The following is a 19,057-nucleotide window of genomic DNA, read 5'->3' as shown; positions in this document are numbered from 1 at the left end:
CCGGGTTCGCTGTGCGAGGTGCCCTGCTCCTCTCCGCGCTCCTGGCCTGCCTCCTCCCCGCGGCCGCGGCCGCCGCGCCCGCGCCGCGGTCGATCTTCGAAGACGACGCGTTGCTGCTGCGCTCCGGCGATCTCGCGCGCGAGCGGGGTCTCGACGACATGCGGGCCCTGGGCGTGGACGCGATCCGCGTGCTGGTCGTGTGGCGCGACTACGCGCCCGCGCGCCGACCGCCGGGCTTCGATGCGGCCGCCCCGGACGCCTACCCGCTGGGCGCGCTCGACGCCGTGATCGCGGGGGCGACGGCCCGCGGCATGGACGTGCTGCTGACGCCGACCGGACCGGGCCCTCGCCGGTCGCCGTTCGACCCGAAGGAGTTCGGGCGGTTCGTCACGGCGCTCGGCCGCCGGTACCCCGATCAGCGCCACTGGGCGATCTGGAACGAGCCGAACAACCCGCGCTGGCTCCGCCCGCAGTACGTGCGGCGCCGGCCGGCGTCGCCGGGGCGCTACCGGCGGCTCGTCCTCGCGGCGGCCGGGGCGCTGCGGGCGACCGGGCACGGCGGCGACGAGCTGCTCGTCGGCGAGACCGCGCCGATCGGCCATGTGACCGGCCGGACCGCGACGACGCCGATGATGCCGGCGCCGTTCCTGCGGGCGCTGCTGTGCCGCGGATGCCCGCGGGTCCCGGCGACCGGTCTGTCCCATCACGCCTACACGCGCGGCGGCAGCGCGGCGCCGCGGACGCGCGGCCTGCCCGGCGAGCTCGGAGTCGGGCAGCTCGGCGAGCTGGTCCGCCTGGCGCGGGGCCTTCCCGTGCACCTGACCGAGGGCGGCTGGCAGACCTCGCCGCCCGACGTGCTCTTCGGCGTCCCGCTCGGGCGCCAGGCGATGTGGATGAACGAGCTCGAGTGGATGGCTCGCGCCCGCCCGCGCATCAAGAGCGTCCCTCAGTACCTCCTGTACGACGAGCTCGCCAACGGCGGGTTCCAGAGCGGCCTGCGGTTCCGCAGCGGGCGGCCCAAGCCCGCGTACGCGGCGTACCGGCTGCCGGTCTGGGCCGTCCGGCGCGGTCGCACCGTGACCGTCTGGGGCCGCGTCCGCCCCGCCGGTCCGGGCGGCGACGGCACGGTGGCGATCCAGCGCCGCCTGGCCCACGGGCACTGGCGGACCCTCGCCACGACCCGCGCCGACGACGACCTCGTCGTCCGCCTACGCGCCGCGAGCGGCCACTGGCGGCTCGTGTGGCGCGGGATGAGGAGCCGGACCGCCGCGGAATCGCGTCGCTGATGCCGGCCGTCGGAACCTTCTCGCTCCCTGAACGTTCAAGAGCCACCATGCTCGCGCGCACCGCCCTCGTCGCCTTCGCCGTCCTGCTGCTCACCGCGCCGCTCGCCGTGGCGCGCCCCGGCGACCTCGATCGCTCCTTCGGGACGCGCGGACTCGCCGGCACCACACGGGTCGACGGCGGCACGACCGCCTTCCTCCAGCGCAACGGCCGGCTCGTGGTGGCGGGCGGCAGCGACAAGCCCGGCGTCGCTCGGTTCACGACGCGAGGACGGCTCGACCGAAGCTTCGGCAAGCGCGGCATCGCGCGGCTGCGGGGCTTCTCCACCGCGGTCTTCGGCATGACGCGGCGTCCGAACGGCTCGATCCGCCTCGCGGGCCGCGCGTTCGACACGTACCAAGCGGCCGTGTCGCTGGCGTCGATGTCCGCCGGCGGGCGCTCGGTCCGCCAGCTCCACCACCCCGGCTTCATCCCCGGCCCGATCGGCGAGACCGCGATCCGCGCCGAAGGCGGTGCGTACGTCACCGACATCGACCAGAAGGTCCACGCGATCGCTCCCGACGGCAGCGCGAAGACGGCCTTCGGGGCCGGCGGCGTCATCGACCCCTGCGAGTTCGTTCCGACGGGGCCCTCGTGCGTCATCGCCGGCCTGGCAACGGCGCCGGGAAGCAAGCTGCTCGTGGCCACGGTCGACTTCACCTACGCCCGGCCCTACGCGATCCTCCTCCGGTACACGCACGCCGGCACCGTCGACTACACGTTCGGCAGGGCGGGCTGGGTGACGCTCGCGCTCGCTCCGCGGGGCGTGCGCGTCGGCCCGGACGGGATGATCCTCGCGTACGGAGAGCTCGGGACCTCGGCCGCGATCCAGGCGTTCGGCGGCAGCGGACGGCGCTGGACCAGCTGGGGCGACAACGGATGGGCGCTCGCCGGCCCCGGGTCCGGCTCGGGCGACATCCAGGACGTGACGCTCGACCGGGCGCGGCGCGCGGTGTTCCTGGTCAGCCCGGGCAACTCGACGTTCCCGATCGTCATGCGGACGGCGAGCAACGGCTACCGCGATCCCCGGTTCGGGCGCCGGGGCCGTCGCGGGCTGCCGCGCCCCGAGGACCACGAGGCGGCCGAGGGCCGGCAGGTGCTCGTCGACCGCCGCAACAGGATCATCGTCGTCGGGAAGGCCTACCAGGACGGCACCGACGACCCCAGCGACGGCTCCTGCGGCGACTTCCGCGACGACTTCTGCGCGACGAGCGTCGACCTGCGCGTCTGGCGGCTGACGCGCAGGTAGCTGCGCTCAGCGGCCGAGGCCGGGGTTTGCGACGGGGTCGCTGCCGGACCAATCGTAGAAGCCCATGCCGGCCTTCCGGCCGAGCCACCCGGCCGCGACCATCTTGCGCAGCGTCGGCGGCGGGGCGAAGCGCTCCTCGCGCAGCTCGTCGTACATGTTCACGCAGGTCTTCATGAGCGTGTCGAGGCCGACGAGGTCGTTCAGCATGAGCGGCCCGACGGGGTAGCCGGCGCCGCCCTTCATCGCCGCGTCGATCGCGTCGATCGTCCCGATCCCCTCCTCGAAGCCGCGGATCGCGTCGGCCATGTACGGCACCAGCAGGCGGTTGACGATGAAGCCCGCGGTGTCGCGGGTGCGGACGGGCGTCTTGCCGATGCTCGTGACCCAGGCCTCGGCGGCGTCGACGGTCTCGTCGCTCGACGTCACCGCGCGCACGACCTCGACGAGCGGCATCCGCTGAGCCGGGCTGAAGAAGTGCAGGCCGACGAAGCGGTCGGGACGCTGGGTCGCCGACGCCTGCTCGACCACGCTGAGCGCCGAGGTGTTCGTCGCGAAGACGGCCTCGGGGCGGACGATGCCGTCGAGCTCGGCCCACAGCGCGCGCTTGAGGTCGAGCACCTCCGGGATGGCCTCGAGGACCATGTCGCGGTCGGCGAGCGCGTCGAGGTCGGTCGTGCCGTGGATGCGCCCGCGCGTCGCGTCGGCGTCCTCCTGCGCGAGCGTTCCCTTCTGCACCGCGCGCGAGAGCTGCTGCTCGACCGCCGCGATGCCCTTGTCCACGACCGCCTGGTCGATGTCGCGCAGGACGACGTCCTGCCCCGACTGGGCGGCGACCTGCGCGATGGCGTGTCCCATGAGCCCGGCGCCGACGACGCCGAGCCGCTTGATCGGATCCATGGCGCGCCACGGTACGAGACCGGTGCCGCCCGGGGTCTTCGGGTCGCACCGAACTCTGGGGGAACCCCCGATGTGCTCCCGCGGCGCATCGCCGATGGTGCTCGCATGCCCGGAAGCCGCCTCCGTCCGCTCCTGCTCGCCGCTCTGGCGCTGGGAGCGTTCGCCCCGTCCGCCCACGCCGCCGCGACCGCCGCCGTCGACGGCACGTACGTCCACGTCAGCTCCGCCGCCGAAGAGGTCAACGACCTGAGCGTCGAGCTCGAGAACGGCAAGCTCGTCGTGCGGGAGCACGGCTCCTCGTCGCTGCTCGCGGGCGCGGGCTGCTCCTCGGCCGGCGCCGGCGTCGTGAGCTGCCCGGGGCTCGACACGGTGGTCGCGGAGCTCGGGCCCGGGAACGACGTCTTCCGCGGGTCCGTCAGCGACGCGCTGGTGCGCCGGGTCGTGCGCGCCGGCGATGGCGACGACACGCTCACCGGCGGGCGCGGCGACGACGCGCTGAACGGCCAGGGCGGCGACGACGTGATCGACGGCGGCCGCGGCGCCGACGCGATGAACGGGGGCGCGCACGTGCTGGGCGGCGACACCGTGCTGTTCCTGTTCGACCGTGGCGCGGACGAGGGCGTCCGGGCCGACATCTCGTCCGCGTACGACGTCAGCGGGCAGGGCGCGTGGACCGAGAACGACGCGCTCGGCGCGTTCGAGAACGTGGTCGGCAGCGAAGGTTCCGACACCATCCGGGGCGGCAGCGGCGCGAACCGCCTCGAGGGCGGCCCCGGCAACGACTCCTTCTGGGGCGGCGGCGGTCCCGACGAGATGGTCGGCGAGGACGGCAGCGACTCGTTCTACAGCGAGAACGGACTCGACGGGAACGACGTCATCTACGGCGGAGCCGAGGGCACGGACGACGACGGCTGGGGCGACCGGGTCGCGTACAACCGCCCGGGCGCGCAGCGCGTCGTGCTCGCCGACGCCGGAGGGACGACGAACAACGGCGACATCGCCTCGAACGAGGACGACGCGCTGTACGGGATCGAGTCCGCGATCGGCGGGGCGGGCGACGATCAGCTCGCCGGCGCGGACGGCCCGAACCGCTTCTGGGGCAACGGCGGCGCGGACATGCTGGAGGGCGGCGACGGCGCCGACGTCCTCGAGGGCGCCGCGGGCGCCGACTCGCTGTCGGGCGGGCCGGGCGACGACCGGATCGAGGCGCGCGACGGCGATGCCGACGCGTCCGTCGACTGCGGCGAGGGCGTCGACGGGGCCCGGATCGACGTCGCGCTCGAGGGAACGCCGCGGCCGGCCGGGTGCGAGACGCTCGCGTCGGTGTTCGCGTCGCAGCCCGCCCTGACCGGCGAGCTGAAGGCCGGCAAGACGCTGGGCACCACGACCGTCGAGGTGCTCGGCGATCCAGGCACGCTCACGGTCCAGTGGTGGTCGTGCCTGACCGACGCGGCGTACGAGGACGCGCTGCAGCAGAGCGAGGACGGCGACCTTGACCAGTGCATCCAGCGCCCGAACGGCCCGAGCTACACGCTGACCGCGGCCGACGTCGGCCGCCAGATCTACGCGGGCTTCGACGTCGGGAACGCGGCCGGGTCGGACTGGCAGGAGACCGACTGGTCGGTCCCCGTCGCCGCCGCCCCGCCCACCCCGGCAGGCTCGAGCAACGGCTCGGACGGCTCCGCTTCCGGGCCCGGCGGCACCGCGTCCGACGGCTCCTCCCCGCCCGCGCCGTCTCCCCCCTCGGGGCCAGGCACCACGGTGCCTGGTACCTCGGTGCCAGGCACCCCGGTACCTGGCACCAACGTGCCTGGCGCCTCGGTGCCAGGCACTCCGGCGAGCGTCGCGCGGAAGCTGCTCGGCGCGAGGGCGAAGGCGATCGGCGCCGCCGGGCCGCTACGGCTCTTCGCGGCCGGGCGCAAGCTCGCCGTCGTCTGCGCGACCGGGACGTGCAAGGGGACGCTGACGGTCGGCCGCAAGCAGCGGCGGGTCTCGCTGCGCAAGCTGCGCGGCGTCGTCGTCTCGCTGCCGCGCACGCGGACCGCGGTGACGCTGCGAGCCGGGACGAAGGTGCTCAGGCGGAAGGCCTGAGCCCGCGCGCGGCCGCTTCGGCGAGCCGCGCGCACCGCTCGACGCAGGCGACGTCGACGTGCTCGGGCAGGTCGTCCATGCGGTGGTAGCGCGTGTACATCCCGGTCTCGGGGTTCACGCTGAGGACCGAGACGGCCGGGATGCCGCGGTGCTTCGCGAGCACCGGATCCGTCCAGGCGCCGACCCGCCACCGCTCGGGCGGCTCGAGGCCCTCGCGCCGCACCGCCGTCTCGAACGCGGCGAGGTCCGCCTCGCGGTAGCGGCCGAGGAGCGCGCCCTCGGCGCGGGCGAGGATCGGCTCGCCCGAGCCGACCGTGTCCAGCCCGACCACGAACGTCGTCGCGGGGTCGAGCGCATGCGCGTCGAGGAACGCGCGCATCCCGCCCATACCCGCCTCCTCCGCACCGCAGAGCAGCACGACCACCTCGACGCCCTCGACCGGATCCGCCGCCAGCCGCCGCGCCACCTCGAGGACCCCGGCGACCCCGCTCGCGTTGTCGTTCGCCCCCGGCACCGTCGGCCGCCGCAGCGTGTCGAGCATCGCCGCGATGCTCACGAGCGCCACCGGCCGCAGCCGCAGCGCGAGCCCGACGAGCAACGGCAGCGACGCCGGCGACATCGCCCGCCGCTTCACGCGCCCCTTCCGGCCGGCCTCGATGATCGCCGGAGACCACATCCACCCGGCCTTCTGCGCGTCGAGATGGGCGACCAGGACGACCGTCCGGAGCGGCCCGGCCGAGGCGGAGACGCGCGGCGGGGCACCGTCGCCGGCGGCGGCGGTCGAGGCGGCGGCGCGCGGCGGGGCACCATCGCCGGCGGCGGCGGTCGAGGCGGCGGCGCGCGGCGGGATCTTCGCGACGACGTTCGCGCCCTCGCCCTTCGGGAGGAGTCGCGGCAGCCATTGGAAGCGGCCGCTCGACTCCAGCTCGTAGGAGACGGCGGCGAGGGCGGAGAGCCAGCGGGGGCCGAGGCCGGCGAGCGCGTGGAGGAGGTGCGTCCGCGCGTAGGTGCGGGGCCAGCGGTAGCGCTCGACGGCGACGTCCTCGATGCCCGCCTCGCGGAGACGGGCGGCGGAGAGGTCCGCGGCGGCGCGCTCGCCCGGTCCGGCCGAGTCGCGCGTCAGGGCGGCGAGCGCGGCGACGTCCTTGGAGATCGCCGTCCGCACGGCGGTCGTCGCGCCGGTGGCGGGGTCGCTCACCCGTTCCAGACCACGGGCCCGGCGACGAGCGTGTGGCTGCCGAGCGGCCGGCCGAGCACCTGTTGCGCGCGGCGCGCCATCGCGACGACGGCCTCGAGGTCGATGCCGGTCTCGATGTCCATCTCGTGGAGCATCGAGACGAGGTCCTCGGTGGCGATGTTGCCGGTGGCGCCCTTCGGAACGGGGCAGCCGCCGAGCTCGCCGAAGCTCGACTCGAACGACGAGCACCCGCCCTCCAGCGCGGCGAGCACGTTCGCGAGCCCCTGGCCGCGGGTGTTGTGGAAGTGCGCGGTCAGCTCGACGTCGTCGCCGAGCTCAGCGCGCGCCTCCTGGAAGAACGACCGCACCTGCAGCGGGTTCGCCATCCCGGTCGTGTCGCCGAACGCGATCTCCTCCGCGCCCGCGTCGCGCAGCCGCCGCGCGATCGACCAGACGCGCTCGCGCGGGACCTGCCCCTCGTACGGGCAGCCGAACGAGACCGCGATGACGCCCTCGGCCCGCAGGCCCTCGGAACGAGCCCGCCCGAGCACGCGCTCCAGGCCGGTCAGAGACTCCTCGATCGTCCGGTTGACGTTCTTGGCGTTGTGGGTCTCCGACGCGCTGAGGAAGCAGTTGACCTCGTCGAACCGGTCGCGCTGCGCGAGCGCGTTGTCGAGGCCACGCTCGTTCGGGATGAGCACCGTGACGTCGACATCGTCCGGCACGTCCATCCGCGCCAGCACCTCGGCGCCGTCGGCCAGCTGCGGGATCACGTCCGCGCGCACGAAGGACGTGACCTCCAGCCGCTTCAGCCCGGTCCGCGCCAGCCCGTTGACGAGCTCGACCTTCGCGTCGGTCGGGATGACCTCCGGCTCGTTCTGGAACCCGTCGCGCGGCCCGACCTCGCGGATCCGCACCGACGATGGAAGCTCGCTCACGACCGACGATGCTAGGACGCCGGGGCCCGCTGGACCACGCGGCGTTCGTGGGTCCCGACACCTAGGGTGCGGCCGCCTTCGCGCACCTCGACGTCGAAGCGCCACTTGCGCCCGTCGACGACCTCGCGGAGCGTCGCCGTGGCGGTGCAGTCGGCTCCTTCGAAGGCGCCCGCGACGTGCTTGATGCAGACCTCGAAGCCGACGGTCGCCTGGCCGTCGGGGAGGTGCTCTAGGGCGAGCATCGCCGCCGTGCGCTCCATCATCCCGATCATCCCCGGCGTCGAGAGCACCTTGACCGGGAGCGTCCCGCCGACGTCGGTGAGGAGGTGGTCCTCGGCCTTGAAGCTGTCGGTGCGGGTCGCGCCCTCGGGTCCGCTCACGGGGCGGCACCCTACACTCGCGGCCTCGATGGCCCCCTCGCGCGCACCGGTCGTGGTCCTCGCCGGCGGCACCGGCGGCGCGAAGCTCGCACGCGGGATGCTGGACGTCCTCGGGCGCAACGAGCTCGTGGTCGTCGCGAACACCGCCGACGACGTCGAGATCTACGGCGCGTACGTCTCGCCGGACCCGGACCTCATCACGTTCTGGCTCGCCGATCGCATCGACGAGCGCGGCTGGGGCCTGCGCGGCGACACGTTCAACGTGATGGAGCAGCTGCGCGAGCTCGGCGACGACATCTGGTTCAACCTCGGCGACCGCGACCTCGCGATCTGCCTCAAGCGCAAGCGGCGGATGGAGCGGGGCGCGCGGCTGACGGACACGCTGCACGAGCTGGGGCTCGCCCTCGACCTCGGGGCCCGCGTCCTCCCCATGACCGACAAGCCGGTGCGCACGCGCGTCAAGGCGGGCGGCGAGTGGTGGCCGTTCCAGAAGTTCATGATCCGCCGCCGCGGCGAGGGACCGGTCGAGGACGTCGCGCTCGACGGGATCGAGGACGCGCGCCCGTCGCCGGAGGTGCTCGAGGCGATCGCGCGCGCCCGCGCCATCGTCATCGGGCCGAGCAACCCCGTCATCTCGATCGGCCCGATCCTCGCCGTGCCGGGCATCCGCGAGGCGCTCGACGAGTCGCCTGCGCCGATCGTCGCCGTCAGCCCGATCGTCGACGGCGAGGTGCTGAAGGGCCCGACCGCGGCGTTCCTCGCGCACACCGGCCAGACGATGGACGCGCCCGGCATCACGAGCACGTACGCCGGGCTGCTCGACGGGATCGTCACCGACGAGGACGTCGCGCTGCCGATCCCCGCGCTGCGCACCGACACGCGGATGGCGGACGCGGAGAACCGCGAGCGCGTGGCACGCGAGACGCTCACGTTCGCCGAAGGCCTCGACCGGTAGGGGCCCGGTAGCCTCGGCCCGGTGACGACGACCGTCGCGGTCCTGCCGGTCAAGCGCTTCGCGCACGCGAAGTCGCGGCTCGGCTCGGTCCCGGACAAGACGGCGCTCGTCCGCGGCATGGTCGGCGACGTCCTCGATGCGCTCGCTCACGCCGCCCGGCTGGACCACGTCGTCGTGGTCACCGCCGATCCGGCGGCGCGCGACGCGGCGATCGCGAACGGCTTCGTCGTCGTCGACGAGCCCGTCCCGCTCGGCCACTCCGGCGCCGCCGAGCTCGGCATCACCCGCGCCGAGGAGCTCGGCGCGGACCGCGTCCTGCTCGTCCCCGGCGACTGCCCGCTGCTCACGGCCGCGGACGTCGACGGCCTCGTCGACCGCCACCCCCGCCCGGGCGTGGTCGTCGTGCCCGACCGCCACGGGACCGGCACGAACGCGCTGCTGCTCCACCCGCCGCGCGCGATCCGGCCCGCGTTCGGGCCCGGCAGCCGCGAACGGCACGAGCGGCTCACCGCCGGCGCCGGCGTCCCCTGCACGATCGACGCGGTCGAAGCGCTGCTGCTCGACGTCGACACGCCGGAGGACCTCCAGCTCGTGTCGCTGGCGTGATCAGCGCCGCGGCGATCCCGGGCCTCCCGGAGATCCGCGAAGGCGACGACCTCGCCGCGCTCGTCCGCCCGCACCTCGCAGACGGCGACGTGCTCGTGCTCGCCCACAAGGCGGTCTCGAAGGCCGAGGGCCGCGTCGTCTCGCTGGACACGGTCACCCCGACCATGCGCGCGATCGACCTCGCCAACGAGCTCGGCAAGGACGACCCGCGCCACGTGCAGGTCGTGCTCGACGAGACCGCCGAGGTTGTGCGGGCCGAGCGCGGCGTGCTCATCTGCCGCACCCACCACGGCTTCGTCTGCGCGAACGCCGGCGTCGACGCGTCGAACACGGACGAGGGGACGCTCGTCCTCCTCCCGCGCGACCCCGACCACTCCGCCCGCGAGCTGCGCGAGCAGCTCCATCCCCTCCACGTCGGCGTCGTCATCACCGACTCGTTCGGGCGCGCCTGGCGCCACGGCCAGGCGGACGTCGCGATCGGCATCGCGGGGCTCCAGCCGCTCGACGACTGGCGCGGCCGCGCGGACCGGACGGGCCGGGAGCTGAGGGCTACGTGGATCGCGCTGGCCGACGAGGTCGCGTCGGCCGCCGATCTCGCCCGCTCAAAGGCCGGAGGCCAGCCCGCCGTCGTCATCCGTGGTTTGGACCGCTACCTGACCGGTGACCACGGATCGGGAGCGGCCGCGCTCGTCCGTGCCCGCGAAGACGACCTCTTCGCCTGACGAGTTCCAACGCGCCCAGTTGCGCGTGCAACGTCCTGAAGCGGACCGAGGTCCGTTTCTCGTGCTACAGTTGCATACGCAACCGGACCACAGTCCGGTTTCGGAACCCCAAGCGTCTCCACTCCACGGGAGGACACCCCAATGGCCACCGCCACCCAGCTCCAGGGCACCTACACCGCCGATCCGGTCCACAGCTCCTTCGGCTTCGCCGTCCGCTACCAGGGCGTCTCGCTCTACCGCGGCACGCTCACCGAGGTCAACGCCCGCCTCGCCGACGGCACCCTCGAGGGCTCCGCGAAGGTCGAGTCGATCTCGATCACGCAGCCCGAGCAGTTCCGCGCTCACGTCCTGTCGCCCGAGTTCTTCGACGCGGCCAACCACCCCGAGGTCACGTTCCGCTCCAGCGACGTCGAGCTCAACGACGACGGCACCGCGACCGTCAAGGGCGAGCTGACGATCAAGGGCATCACCAACCCGGTCGAGGCCACGGGCCACTGGACCGCGCCGGCCGAGGACGCGTTCGGCAACACCCGCGGCCACCTCAACCTGACCGCGACCATCGACCGCACCGCGTACGACATGAACTGGAACGCCCCGCTGCCGAGCGGCGGGAACGCGCTCGCCAACGAGGTCGAGCTCGACGTCCAGATCTCGCTCGTCGCCGACCAGGCCTAGTTCGATGCGGATCCTCGGCATCTCCGGGAGCCTGCGCCGGGGTTCGCACAACACGAAGCTCATCCGGGCGGCGGCGGAGACGCTGCCGTCCGGGACCGAGCTCGTGCTGTTCGACGGCCTGCGCAACGTCCCGCCCTACTGCGAGGACGACGATCGCTTCAACGCGATGCCGTCCGTCCAGGTCCTCCGTGACGCCGTCGAGGCGGCGGACGCGGTCCTGATCAGCACCCCCGAGTACAACCACTCGATCCCGGGCGTCCTCAAGAACGCGCTCGACTGGGCCTCGCGCCCGTTCGAGACGAACGTCTTCCGCGGCAAGCCCGTCGCCGTCATCGGCTCCAGCACCGGCCTCTTCGGCGCGGTCTGGGCGCAGGCCGAGACGCGCAAGGTCCTGAACGCCATGGGCGCGCGGGTCCTGGAGGACGAGCTGCCCGTCGGGCTCGCCGACACCGCCTTCGACGAGGACGGCGGTCTGGTCGACCCGGAGCTCGCGAACCGCCTCGAGGAGCTCATGCAGGGCCTCGTCCGCGAGGTCGAGGCGCCGGTCGAGGACACGGCGGCCGCCTAGGAGGAGATGATGGGCGCCGTGACCGACGACCTCATGCTCCCGATGGCGGGGCCGGCGCCCGAGGTGACCGAGCGCGTGGATGCCGCGCGCAACCGGATCAAGATCCTCGCGGCGGCGGAGCAGCTCTTCGCCGAGCGCGGGATCGAGCACGTCTCGGTCGACGACGTCGCGAAGGCGGCGTGCGTGGGCAAGGGCACGATCTACCGGCGCTTCGGCGACCGGGCGGGCCTGGCCATCGCGCTGCTCGGCGAGCAGGAGCGGGCCTTCCAGGACCAGCTCATCCGCGGCGACGCGCCCCTGGGTCCGGGCGCGCCGGCGCTGGAGCGGCTCGCCGCGTTCGGCGAGTCCTACCTCGACGTGCTCGAGGAGCACGCCGATCTGCTCGCCGCCGCCGAGGTGGGCGGCGGCTGGCGCGGGGGCACCGGCCCGATCGCGTTCTACCGGACCCACATCACCGTGCTGCTCGCCGAGGCGGCGCCGCACGCCGACGCGGGCCTCTGCGCCGCGCTGCTGCTGCACAGCCTCTCCCCCGCGCTGTTCCTCCACCTGCGCCGGGTCGAGGGGATGCCGCTCGAGCGGCTGAAGGCCGGCTGGCGCCGCCAGGTCGCCGGCTACGCGGCCGCCTGAGCGCCCGCCTCGCTAGGCCGCGACCGCTTCGAGCGGGTACCGGCGGCGGATGCCGTAGAGCGTCGTGCGCTCCGCCGCCGGGCGGCCGGCGCGGTGCGCGGCGGCGATCAGCTCCGGCGGGTCGAGCCTGACGCCGTGGTAGGAGCCCGCGAGACGGGAGATGTTCTCCTCCATCAGCGTGCCGCCGAGGTCGTTGACGCCCCAGCGCAGCGCCTCGGTGGCGACGTCGAGGCCCATCTTCACCCACGAGGCCTGGACGTTCGGGATCGTCCGGCCGAGCGCGAGGCGGAACACGGCGGTGTGCTTGAGGTTCTCCTCGCGGCTGATCTCCTCGACGCCGTGCGTGCGCCCGAGCAACGTGTGGAACGGGATGAACGACAGCGGGACGAACTCGGTGATGCCGCCGGTGCGTTCCTGCAGCTCCCTGATGACCCGCATGTGCTCGGCGAGCTCCCACGGCTCCTCGATGTGGCCGAACATCACGGTGCTGGTGGAGCGCAGGCCGGCGTGGTGCGAGGCCTCGATGATCTCGACCCAGCGCGCGACGGGAAGCTTGTTCGGGCTGATGCGCTCGCGCACGCCGTCGTGGAGGACCTCGGCCGCGGTGCCGGGGGTCGAGTCGAGGCCGGCGTCGCGCAGGCGCGCGAAGACCTCCGACGGCGGGAGGCCGGAGACGTCGACCATGTGCGCGATCTCCATCGGCGAGTAGGCGTGGAGATGCAGCTGCGGCGCGCGCTCCTTCGCGACGCGCAGCCAGTGCAGGTACTCGTCCAGGCCCCAGTCCGGGTGGATGCCGGACTGCATGCAGATCTCGGTGGCGCCGTACGCGACGGCCTCGTCCACGCGGCGCTCGAACTCCGCCCGGTCGTGGCTGTAGGCGTCCGGTGAGCGCCGGCCCTGACCGAAGCCGCAGAACGCGCAGCCGACGATGCACACGTTCGAGACGTTGATGTTGCGGTTGACGACGAAGGTGACGGTCTCGCCGGCCAGCTCGGCGCGCAGCTCGTCGGCCGCCTGGCGCATGTCCTCGATCGCCTCCGGGCGCGTCTCGGCGAACAGCGCGGTCAGCTCGTCGGCGGTGAGCTGCTCGCCGTCGCGGCCCTTCGCGATCGCGCCGGCCACGAGCTCGGTGCGGATCGGCCGCTCGTCGCGGCGGCCCGAGCCGCGCCGCGGGATGAACGACCAGAACTTCGTCTTGATGACGTCGAGCACGCCCTGCGACAGCCACTCGGGGTCGATGTACTGCGGGTAGACGCAGAGCCGTTCGGTCAGCGCGACGCCGTCGGCCTGAAGCCGCTTGCGGACCTGGTGGGGCGAGGGGAACGGGTGCTCCGGCGAGATGTGGTCGCCGTTGGCGGAGAGGCCGCCGAGGTCGGTGGCGCCGGCGGCGACGAGCTGCGGCCACCAGTCGCTGAGGTTGGGCGGCACCTGGATGCCGACGTCCGGCCCGAGGATCGCGCGCGCGTCGCGGACGAGCTGCTCGAGCTCGGCGATCGTCACCGGTGACGCCCAGGCGGGCGCGGGCACCGCCGGGTCGTCGTGCAGGCCGGTCCGCCAGAAGCGCTCGGCCGCCTCGGTCGCGATCTCGGCGGGCTCCTCGCCGTAGTACCGGCGGTGCGGGACGAAGTTCTGGAGGATGACTTCCTGGAGGTGGCCGTGCTCGGCGTTGACCTCCGCGAGGGCGCGCAGCGCGTCGAGGCGGTCCTCCGGCGTCTCGCCGATGCCGACGAGGATCCCGCTCGTGAACGGGATGCCGAGCTCCCCCGCGGCGCGGATCGTCCCCAGCCGCAATTCGGGCAGCTTCGTCGGCGAGCCCTGGTGCGCGACGAGGTCGTCGCGCGTCGACTCGAGCATGAGCCCCTGCGACGCGGTGACCTCGCGCAGCCGCTCCAGATCGCGCTTCGAGAGGGCGCCGAGGTTGGTGTGCGGGAGAATGCCCCGCTCCAGCGCCCGCTCGCACGCCCACACGACGTAGGCGACGAAGTCGGGGTGGCCGAGCTCGGCGAGCTTCGCGCGCACGCCGGGATGGTGGTCGGGCTCGTCGCCGGTGAGGACGAGCAGCTCCTTGACGTTGCGCTTCGCGACGTGGTCGAGGAGCGCCATGACCTCCTCGGGCTCCTGCAAGTGCGGCTGGTGCGTCTGGAACGCGCAGTACTTGCAGTGCGAGACGCACGTCCTCGACAGCGACAGCGTGACGTTGCGCGAGAACGTGACTCGGCGGCGGGGAGCGCCCACGCAGCCGAGTCTAGGACGGGTCGTCGCGGTCCGGCGGGCGGGTGGTGTCGAGCAGGATCTCGCCGCCGCCGGGTGAGGCGACGGCCGCGGCCGGCGGCTCGCCGGCGCGCTTCGGCGCGAGGGTGAGCGCAGTGGTCGCGAACCCCGCGAGCACCGCGCCGACGAGCGGCCCGAGGACGTAGACCAGCAGGAACGTCCCGACGCTCTCGCCGCCGCCGACCAGTGACGGCCCGAACGCGCGCGCCGGGTTCAGCGCGCCGCCCGTGAGCGGCCCGAAGACGAAGACACCCGCGGCGAGAGCCCCGGCCGCAACGAAGGGGTCAGGCACCGTGCGTGCACGTGCACGCACGGTGCCTGACCCCGTTGTTGCGTGGAGGTAGGCCCAGACGAGGACGAAGGTGCCGATCAGCTCGCAGGCGAAGCCCGACAGGGCCTTGCCGTCGATGAGCGGCGAGAGGACGGGCGCGCCGTAGCCGACCGGATCGCCCTCGTTCTCGAGCAGGAGCTTCACGACGAGGGCGCCGACGAGCGCGCCGAGCAGCTGGAGGACGACGTAGATCGCCGCGTCGATCGGCGCGATCCGGCGCAGCATGGCGAACGTGACGGTGACGGCCGGGTTGAAGTGGCCCCCCGAGACGCCGCCCAGCGTGCGCAGCAGGACCGCGAGGACGAAGAGGTGCAGGAGGCCGATGACCGCCCAGTCGGTGACGCCGATGCCCGCCGCGTTGTGCAGCGAGAGGACCATCCCGATGAAGAGGACGAGCAGGAACGTGCCGATGAGCTCCGCGACGTACGCGTCCGCGCCGCGCCGTTCCTCCGTCGTCGTGCTGTCCGTCACCGGTCCTCCCTCGATCTCGGCACACTGCCCCGCGTGCGCCGCACGCTGCCGCTCCTCTTCGTCCTCGCGCTGCTGCTCCCTGCCTGCGGCGGGACGCTCGAGCCGGACGTGCGCCGGGCGACGCTCGTGCTCGACGGCGCGCCGGCCGCAGTCCACGCCGGCGCGTACGTCGCCGTGGCGCGGGAGTTCGATCGCGGCGAGGGAGCGACCCTCCGGATCCGGGCGCCGCGGCCGGGCAGCGATCCGGTGCGGCAGCTCGAGACCGGGCGTGCGCAGCTGGCGCTGCTGGGGATCGACGAGCTCGCCGCCGCGAGCGACGACGTGGTCGGGGTGATGGCGCTCGTGCAGGCGCCGCTCGTCGGCGTGCTGAGCGATGCCCGCCGGCCGCGCGAGCTGGAGGGCGAGCGGGTCGCGGTGGCCACCGGCACGACGTCGGCGCGGGCGTCGATGCGCGACCTCGGGCTGCTGCGCGCCGTGGTGGACGGCGACGGCGGTGACCCCGCGGAAGTGCGTGCCGTCCCCGCCGAGCATCCGGCGAGCGATCTGACGGACGGCCGCGTCGCCGGCGCCGTCGCACGCTGGGACCTCTTCCCGGACCGCGACGTCCTGCGGCCCGACGACTACGGCGCGCCCACGTTCCCCGGCCTCGTCCTCGCCACGACGCGCCGGACGCTCACCGAGCAGCCGGACCTCATCCGCGCGACGATCGCCGCGCTGCGGCGCGGCTACGACGAGGCGATCCGCGACCCCGAGCTGGCGGTCGAGACGCTCATGCGCGACGGCCGCGCCCGCGACCGGGCGGCGCTGCTCGCGCAGCTCCGCGCCGTCTCCCCCGCGTTCCGCGAGGGCGGCCGCCGGTTCGGGACGCTCGACCCCGCGGTGCTCGAGCAGTGGGCCGCGTGGGCCGCGAAGTACGGCGTCGTCGCGCGCAAGCCCGACGTCGCCGAACGCTTCGTGACGCGCTTCAGCGGCTGACGCCCGGCGCCGGCGAAGAGAGGTCGCGGGGGGCGAGAGGCGTCGCCGGGGGGCGAGAGAAGTCGCGGTGGGCGGGCGTCCGGGCAATGCGGCCCCGCGCTCAAGGCTCGTCGCGAGGCGCCGATCTCCCGGCCATGCGCCGTCTCCTGTCGCTCGGCGCGGTGCTGGTCTCGCTTGCCGCCGCGCCCGCCGCCGACGCCTTCCGTCTCCCCGCCGTCCTCGGTCCCGTCCAGGGCAACCCCGCGAACGTCCTGGCATCCGTCGAGCCCGATCCCGAGCACTACGACCCCGCCACCCGCTGCACTCCGAACGCCTCGCGGCCGGGGATCGTGCGGCTGACCGCCTGGCTGCAGCGCAACGCCGGCGGCGTGTTCTGGGGGTCGTACCGCTGCGAGAAGTGGGGCAAGCACTCGGCCTCGCTGCACGCCGAGAACCGCGCGATCGACTGGCACCTCGACGTCCGCGTCCCGGCCGACAAGGCGAAGGGCCGCGCGCTCATCCGCCTGCTGCTCGCACCCGACAAGCTCGGCACGCCGCACGCGCTCGCGCGCCGGATGGGCGTCGAGGAGCTCATCTGGGACTGCTCGTACTGGGGCGCCGGCATGGACCAGTTCCAGCCGTACGACCCGTGCTACGGCAAGAGCGGCAAGCGCAAGCGCGGGGTGAACCCGACCGTCGGCCACCTCGACCACATCCACATCGGGATGAGCAAGGCCGGCGCCGCCGCGCGCACGACCTTCTGGAAGCGCTGAGCGCGCGCGCGGCTAGAAGCCGCGGAGCTTCCGGAACTCCTGGCGCACCGACTCGGGGCGCCCCCACATGGGGTTCACCTCGGCGCGGCCGACCTTCACCGAGCGGACCGCCAGCTCGCCGGCGATCCCGGCGTCGTCGAGCATCTTCAGCGCGGCGTGCGTCGGGGGCACCGCCGCGGCGTGGCCGAAGCGGTGGGCGACCATGATCCGCCAGTGCCAGTCGTGCTTCGAGTACGGCTGCGGGTAGATGATCGTCAAGTACGTCGCGGCCTCGATGTAGCGGTCCTCGTCGAAGATCCGCAGGTCGAGGTCCATGTCGCTCCAGTCGTCGGAGAGCGAGTCGACGATCTGCTGGAAGGTGTCGGCGAGGCCCATGAGGGTCCCAACAGTACCCTCGAAGGCGTGGCTGTCACCGACTCGCTCGCTTCCGACCACGCCACGCTGACCGGCGCCTGCGGCCTGGTGGACCGGTCCGAGCGCGGCAAGCTCGCCCTCACCGGCTCCGAGGCCAAGACGTTCCTCAACGGCCAGGTCTCGAACGACACCGAGGCGCTCACGGCCGGCCACGGCCTGTACGCGGCGTTCCTCACGCACAAGGGCAAGATGCTCGGCGACGTGCGCGTGCTTGATGTCGGGGACGAGCTGCTGCTCGACACCGAGCGCGTCTCGCTGCAGGCGCTGTTCGACATGGTGCGGCGGTCGAAGATCGGCTTCGACGTCGAGCTGCACAAGCGCACGCTCCAGCGCGGGCTGCTGTCGCTGATCGGCCCCAAGGCGCGCGAGGTGTGCGGCGCGGAGACGGCGCTGCTGGGAACGGCGGAGCACGACAACGCGACGGCGTCGGTGGGCGGCCGCGACGTGCTGCTCGTCGTGACCGACGTCGGCGTCGACGTGCTGTGCGACGGCGACGACACCGAGGCCGTCGCCGCGGCGCTGCGCGAGGCCGGCGCGCGCGACGTCGCCGAGGAGGTCGCGGAGATCGTCCGCGTCGAGCACGGCCGCCCCCGCTACGGCATCGACCTCGACGAGGGCACGATCCCGCAGGAGGCGGGCCTCAACGACCGCGCGGTCAGCTTCACGAAGGGCTGCTACGTCGGCCAGGAGACCGTCGCGCGCCTCTTCTACAAGGGCAAGCCGAACCGCCACCTGCGCGGCCTCCGCCTCTCCGCGCCGGCGGCGACCGGCGATGAGCTGCGCCTCGGCGAGAAGGTCGTCGGCCACGTCGGCAGCGCCGTGGTCTCGCCCGTGCACGGCCCGATCGCCCTTGCCCTCGTCCGCCGCGAGGCAGAACCCGGCGCGACGCTCGCGGTTGGCGATGCGGGCATCAGCGCAACGGTCGAAGAGCTTCCGTTCGAGGGCTGACGGCCGTCTCCGCGCCGGGCGCGGAGCGGCGTCTCACGAGGCCGCGAGAAGCGCGACGAGCAAGGCGACGATCGTCAGCCACCCGACGACGATCGCGCCGGCGACGAGCGGTGGGAGGGTGAAGGCGGCCGGCGACGCGGAGGCCGGCGCCGGCGGGGAGATCTCGGCGTGCGCCGGCTCGGGCGGCGGGCGGCGCTCCTCGAGCGGGCGGGGAGCCTCGCGGCGATCGAAGTCCGGCATCGGCTCGCGCGGCGAGGAGATGACCTCGACGCGCGCCGTCCCCGGCGCGGGGAGAGGCGCGGGCGCGCGACGAGGCGCCGGCGGCACCACCACGGCGACGACCGCATCGGGCTCGTCGGCGGCCGAGAGGTCCTCGTCGGACGCGAAGGAAGGCGACACCGGCGAGTCGGGCGGGGAGACCGGCGTCTCCGGCAGGTCGGCCGCGGAGAGCGGCGTCGGCGGGGCCGGCGGCTCGTCCTCTTCGGCGCTGAGGCCGCGCTCGACGGCCTGCAGGACCAGGCTGAGATCGCGGTGCAGGCAGCGCAGACGATCGGCGTAGGCGTCGACCGCCTCGCCGGGTCGCGGCAGGAACGCCCTGATGTCGGCCGAGGGCTCGACCTGGTGCTGCTGGCTCATCCGTGATCTGACCTCTCGGCCCACCCGGCGCCGGATCCGTCCGGCATCGGT

General features: G+C 73.9%; 20 protein-coding genes. 12 read left to right on the top strand and 8 right to left on the bottom strand.

The window, feature by feature from the left end:
* Positions 1-11: 11 nt before the first annotated feature.
* Together AC1UE4_RS01515 and AC1UE4_RS01510 are read left to right on the top strand one after the other, a co-directional pair.
* The gene (locus AC1UE4_RS01515) at positions 12-1,286 is read left to right on the top strand and encodes a hypothetical protein (RefSeq protein ID WP_482915457.1); all 1,275 of its coding nucleotides are present in this window, start codon (positions 12-14) and stop codon (positions 1,284-1,286) included.
* Positions 1,287-1,333: 47 nt separating this feature from the next.
* Positions 1,334-2,572, top strand: a complete 1,239-nt coding sequence (locus AC1UE4_RS01510; RefSeq protein WP_482915456.1) for a hypothetical protein — start codon at positions 1,334-1,336, stop codon at positions 2,570-2,572.
* Positions 2,573-2,578: 6 nt separating this feature from the next.
* Here the strand turns inward: AC1UE4_RS01510 and AC1UE4_RS01505 are convergent, their stop codons facing one another.
* The gene (locus tag AC1UE4_RS01505) at positions 2,579-3,469 is read right to left on the bottom strand and encodes a 3-hydroxyacyl-CoA dehydrogenase family protein (protein WP_482915455.1); all 891 of its coding nucleotides are present in this window, start codon (positions 3,467-3,469) and stop codon (positions 2,579-2,581) included.
* Between the two features lie 105 nt (positions 3,470-3,574).
* Between AC1UE4_RS01505 and AC1UE4_RS01500 the strand changes: the two genes are divergently transcribed.
* Positions 3,575-5,560 carry a calcium-binding protein gene (locus AC1UE4_RS01500; RefSeq protein ID WP_482915454.1) on the top strand — a complete coding sequence of 662 codons (1,986 nt, stop codon included), beginning with the start codon at positions 3,575-3,577 and terminating at the stop codon, positions 5,558-5,560.
* On the opposite strand, the gene AC1UE4_RS01495 is transcribed toward AC1UE4_RS01500, so the two are convergent.
* The 3 genes from AC1UE4_RS01495 to AC1UE4_RS01485 are packed head-to-tail and all read right to left on the bottom strand — an operon-like array spanning position 5,544 to position 8,055.
* Positions 5,544-6,758, bottom strand: coding sequence for a M20/M25/M40 family metallo-hydrolase (locus AC1UE4_RS01495; RefSeq protein ID WP_482915453.1), 1,215 nt, complete (start codon positions 6,756-6,758; stop codon positions 5,544-5,546). The genes AC1UE4_RS01500 and AC1UE4_RS01495 overlap by 17 nt on opposite strands.
* On the bottom strand, positions 6,755-7,675 hold the full coding sequence (locus AC1UE4_RS01490; protein ID WP_482915452.1) for a hydroxymethylglutaryl-CoA lyase: 921 nt from the start codon (positions 7,673-7,675) through the stop codon (positions 6,755-6,757). Before AC1UE4_RS01490 ends, AC1UE4_RS01495 begins: the two co-directional genes overlap by 4 nt.
* 11 nt (positions 7,676-7,686) lie before the next feature.
* On the bottom strand, positions 7,687-8,055 hold the full coding sequence (locus tag AC1UE4_RS01485; RefSeq protein WP_482915451.1) for a thioesterase family protein: 369 nt from the start codon (positions 8,053-8,055) through the stop codon (positions 7,687-7,689).
* A 28-nt stretch (positions 8,056-8,083) separates the two neighbouring features.
* Here AC1UE4_RS01485 and cofD point away from each other — a divergent pair, with 28 nt between their 5' ends.
* From cofD to AC1UE4_RS01455, 6 genes are all read left to right on the top strand, one after another.
* Positions 8,084-9,010 (top strand): 2-phospho-L-lactate transferase, encoded by a 927-nt coding sequence (gene cofD / locus AC1UE4_RS01480; RefSeq protein WP_482915450.1) that lies wholly within the window; start codon positions 8,084-8,086, stop codon positions 9,008-9,010.
* 21 nt (positions 9,011-9,031) lie between these two features.
* The gene (cofC, locus tag AC1UE4_RS01475) at positions 9,032-9,616 is read left to right on the top strand and encodes a 2-phospho-L-lactate guanylyltransferase (RefSeq protein WP_482915449.1); all 585 of its coding nucleotides are present in this window, start codon (positions 9,032-9,034) and stop codon (positions 9,614-9,616) included.
* Positions 9,613-10,338 (top strand): coenzyme F420-0:L-glutamate ligase, encoded by a 726-nt coding sequence (gene cofE, locus AC1UE4_RS01470; RefSeq protein WP_482915448.1) that lies wholly within the window; start codon positions 9,613-9,615, stop codon positions 10,336-10,338. Before cofC ends, cofE begins: the two co-directional genes overlap by 4 nt.
* Positions 10,339-10,479: 141 nt before the next feature.
* On the top strand, positions 10,480-11,013 hold the full coding sequence (locus tag AC1UE4_RS01465) for a YceI family protein (protein ID WP_482915447.1): 534 nt from the start codon (positions 10,480-10,482) through the stop codon (positions 11,011-11,013).
* Positions 11,014-11,017: 4 nt separating this feature from the next.
* Entirely contained in the window at positions 11,018-11,581 is a 564-nt protein-coding gene (locus tag AC1UE4_RS01460; protein ID WP_482915446.1) for an NADPH-dependent FMN reductase, read from the top strand.
* A gap of 18 nt (positions 11,582-11,599) precedes the next feature.
* Positions 11,600-12,208, top strand: coding sequence for a TetR/AcrR family transcriptional regulator (locus tag AC1UE4_RS01455; RefSeq protein WP_482915445.1), 609 nt, complete (start codon positions 11,600-11,602; stop codon positions 12,206-12,208).
* Between the two features lie 12 nt (positions 12,209-12,220).
* Here the strand turns inward: AC1UE4_RS01455 and cofH are convergent, their stop codons facing one another.
* Entirely contained in the window at positions 12,221-14,443 is a 2,223-nt protein-coding gene (cofH, locus tag AC1UE4_RS01450) for a 5-amino-6-(D-ribitylamino)uracil--L-tyrosine 4-hydroxyphenyl transferase CofH (RefSeq protein WP_482915444.1), read from the bottom strand.
* 10 nt (positions 14,444-14,453) lie between these two features.
* Positions 14,454-15,281 carry an MIP/aquaporin family protein gene (locus AC1UE4_RS01445; RefSeq protein ID WP_482915443.1) on the bottom strand — a complete coding sequence of 276 codons (828 nt, stop codon included), beginning with the start codon at positions 15,279-15,281 and terminating at the stop codon, positions 14,454-14,456.
* Between the two features lie 33 nt (positions 15,282-15,314).
* On the opposite strand from AC1UE4_RS01445, the gene AC1UE4_RS01440 reads away from it, so the two are divergent.
* Together AC1UE4_RS01440 and AC1UE4_RS01435 are read left to right on the top strand one after the other, a co-directional pair.
* Positions 15,315-16,256 (top strand): ABC transporter substrate-binding protein, encoded by a 942-nt coding sequence (locus tag AC1UE4_RS01440; protein WP_482915442.1) that lies wholly within the window; start codon positions 15,315-15,317, stop codon positions 16,254-16,256.
* A gap of 134 nt (positions 16,257-16,390) precedes the next feature.
* Positions 16,391-17,008 (top strand): hypothetical protein, encoded by a 618-nt coding sequence (locus AC1UE4_RS01435; protein WP_482915441.1) that lies wholly within the window; start codon positions 16,391-16,393, stop codon positions 17,006-17,008.
* A 12-nt stretch (positions 17,009-17,020) separates the two neighbouring features.
* Here AC1UE4_RS01435 and AC1UE4_RS01430 read toward each other — a convergent pair whose 3' ends face one another.
* Entirely contained in the window at positions 17,021-17,383 is a 363-nt protein-coding gene (locus tag AC1UE4_RS01430; protein ID WP_482915440.1) for a hypothetical protein, read from the bottom strand.
* Positions 17,384-17,410: 27 nt separating this feature from the next.
* Here AC1UE4_RS01430 and ygfZ point away from each other — a divergent pair, with 27 nt between their 5' ends.
* The gene (gene ygfZ, locus AC1UE4_RS01425; RefSeq protein ID WP_482915439.1) at positions 17,411-18,370 is read left to right on the top strand and encodes a CAF17-like 4Fe-4S cluster assembly/insertion protein YgfZ; all 960 of its coding nucleotides are present in this window, start codon (positions 17,411-17,413) and stop codon (positions 18,368-18,370) included.
* Positions 18,371-18,403: 33 nt separating this feature from the next.
* Here ygfZ and AC1UE4_RS01420 read toward each other — a convergent pair whose 3' ends face one another.
* On the bottom strand, positions 18,404-19,006 hold the full coding sequence (locus AC1UE4_RS01420; protein WP_482915438.1) for a hypothetical protein: 603 nt from the start codon (positions 19,004-19,006) through the stop codon (positions 18,404-18,406).
* Positions 19,007-19,057 lie beyond the last annotated feature (51 nt).

It is taken from the genome of Parviterribacter kavangonensis (genome assembly GCF_056863335.1).
This window is presented reverse-complemented; position numbering and strand designations above follow the sequence as displayed.

Bases quoted from the DNA above. Each gene is read 5' to 3' on its own strand.
- AC1UE4_RS01460 (WP_482915446.1), top strand. From the start codon at position 11,018: ATGCGGATCCTCGGCATCTCCGGGAGCCTGCGCCGGGGTTCGCACAAC.
- AC1UE4_RS01500 (WP_482915454.1), top strand. From the start codon at position 3,575: ATGCCCGGAAGCCGCCTCCGTCCGCTCCTGCTCGCCGCTCTGGCGCTG.
- AC1UE4_RS01435 (WP_482915441.1), top strand. From the start codon at position 16,391: ATGCGCCGTCTCCTGTCGCTCGGCGCGGTGCTGGTCTCGCTTGCCGCC.
- AC1UE4_RS01465 (WP_482915447.1), top strand. From the start codon at position 10,480: ATGGCCACCGCCACCCAGCTCCAGGGCACCTACACCGCCGATCCGGTC.
- AC1UE4_RS01510 (WP_482915456.1), top strand. From the start codon at position 1,334: ATGCTCGCGCGCACCGCCCTCGTCGCCTTCGCCGTCCTGCTGCTCACC.
- cofD (WP_482915450.1), top strand. From the start codon at position 8,084: ATGGCCCCCTCGCGCGCACCGGTCGTGGTCCTCGCCGGCGGCACCGGC.
- AC1UE4_RS01505 (WP_482915455.1), bottom strand. From the start codon at position 3,469: ATGGATCCGATCAAGCGGCTCGGCGTCGTCGGCGCCGGGCTCATGGGA.
- AC1UE4_RS01430 (WP_482915440.1), bottom strand. From the start codon at position 17,383: ATGGGCCTCGCCGACACCTTCCAGCAGATCGTCGACTCGCTCTCCGAC.
- AC1UE4_RS01420 (WP_482915438.1), bottom strand. From the start codon at position 19,006: ATGAGCCAGCAGCACCAGGTCGAGCCCTCGGCCGACATCAGGGCGTTC.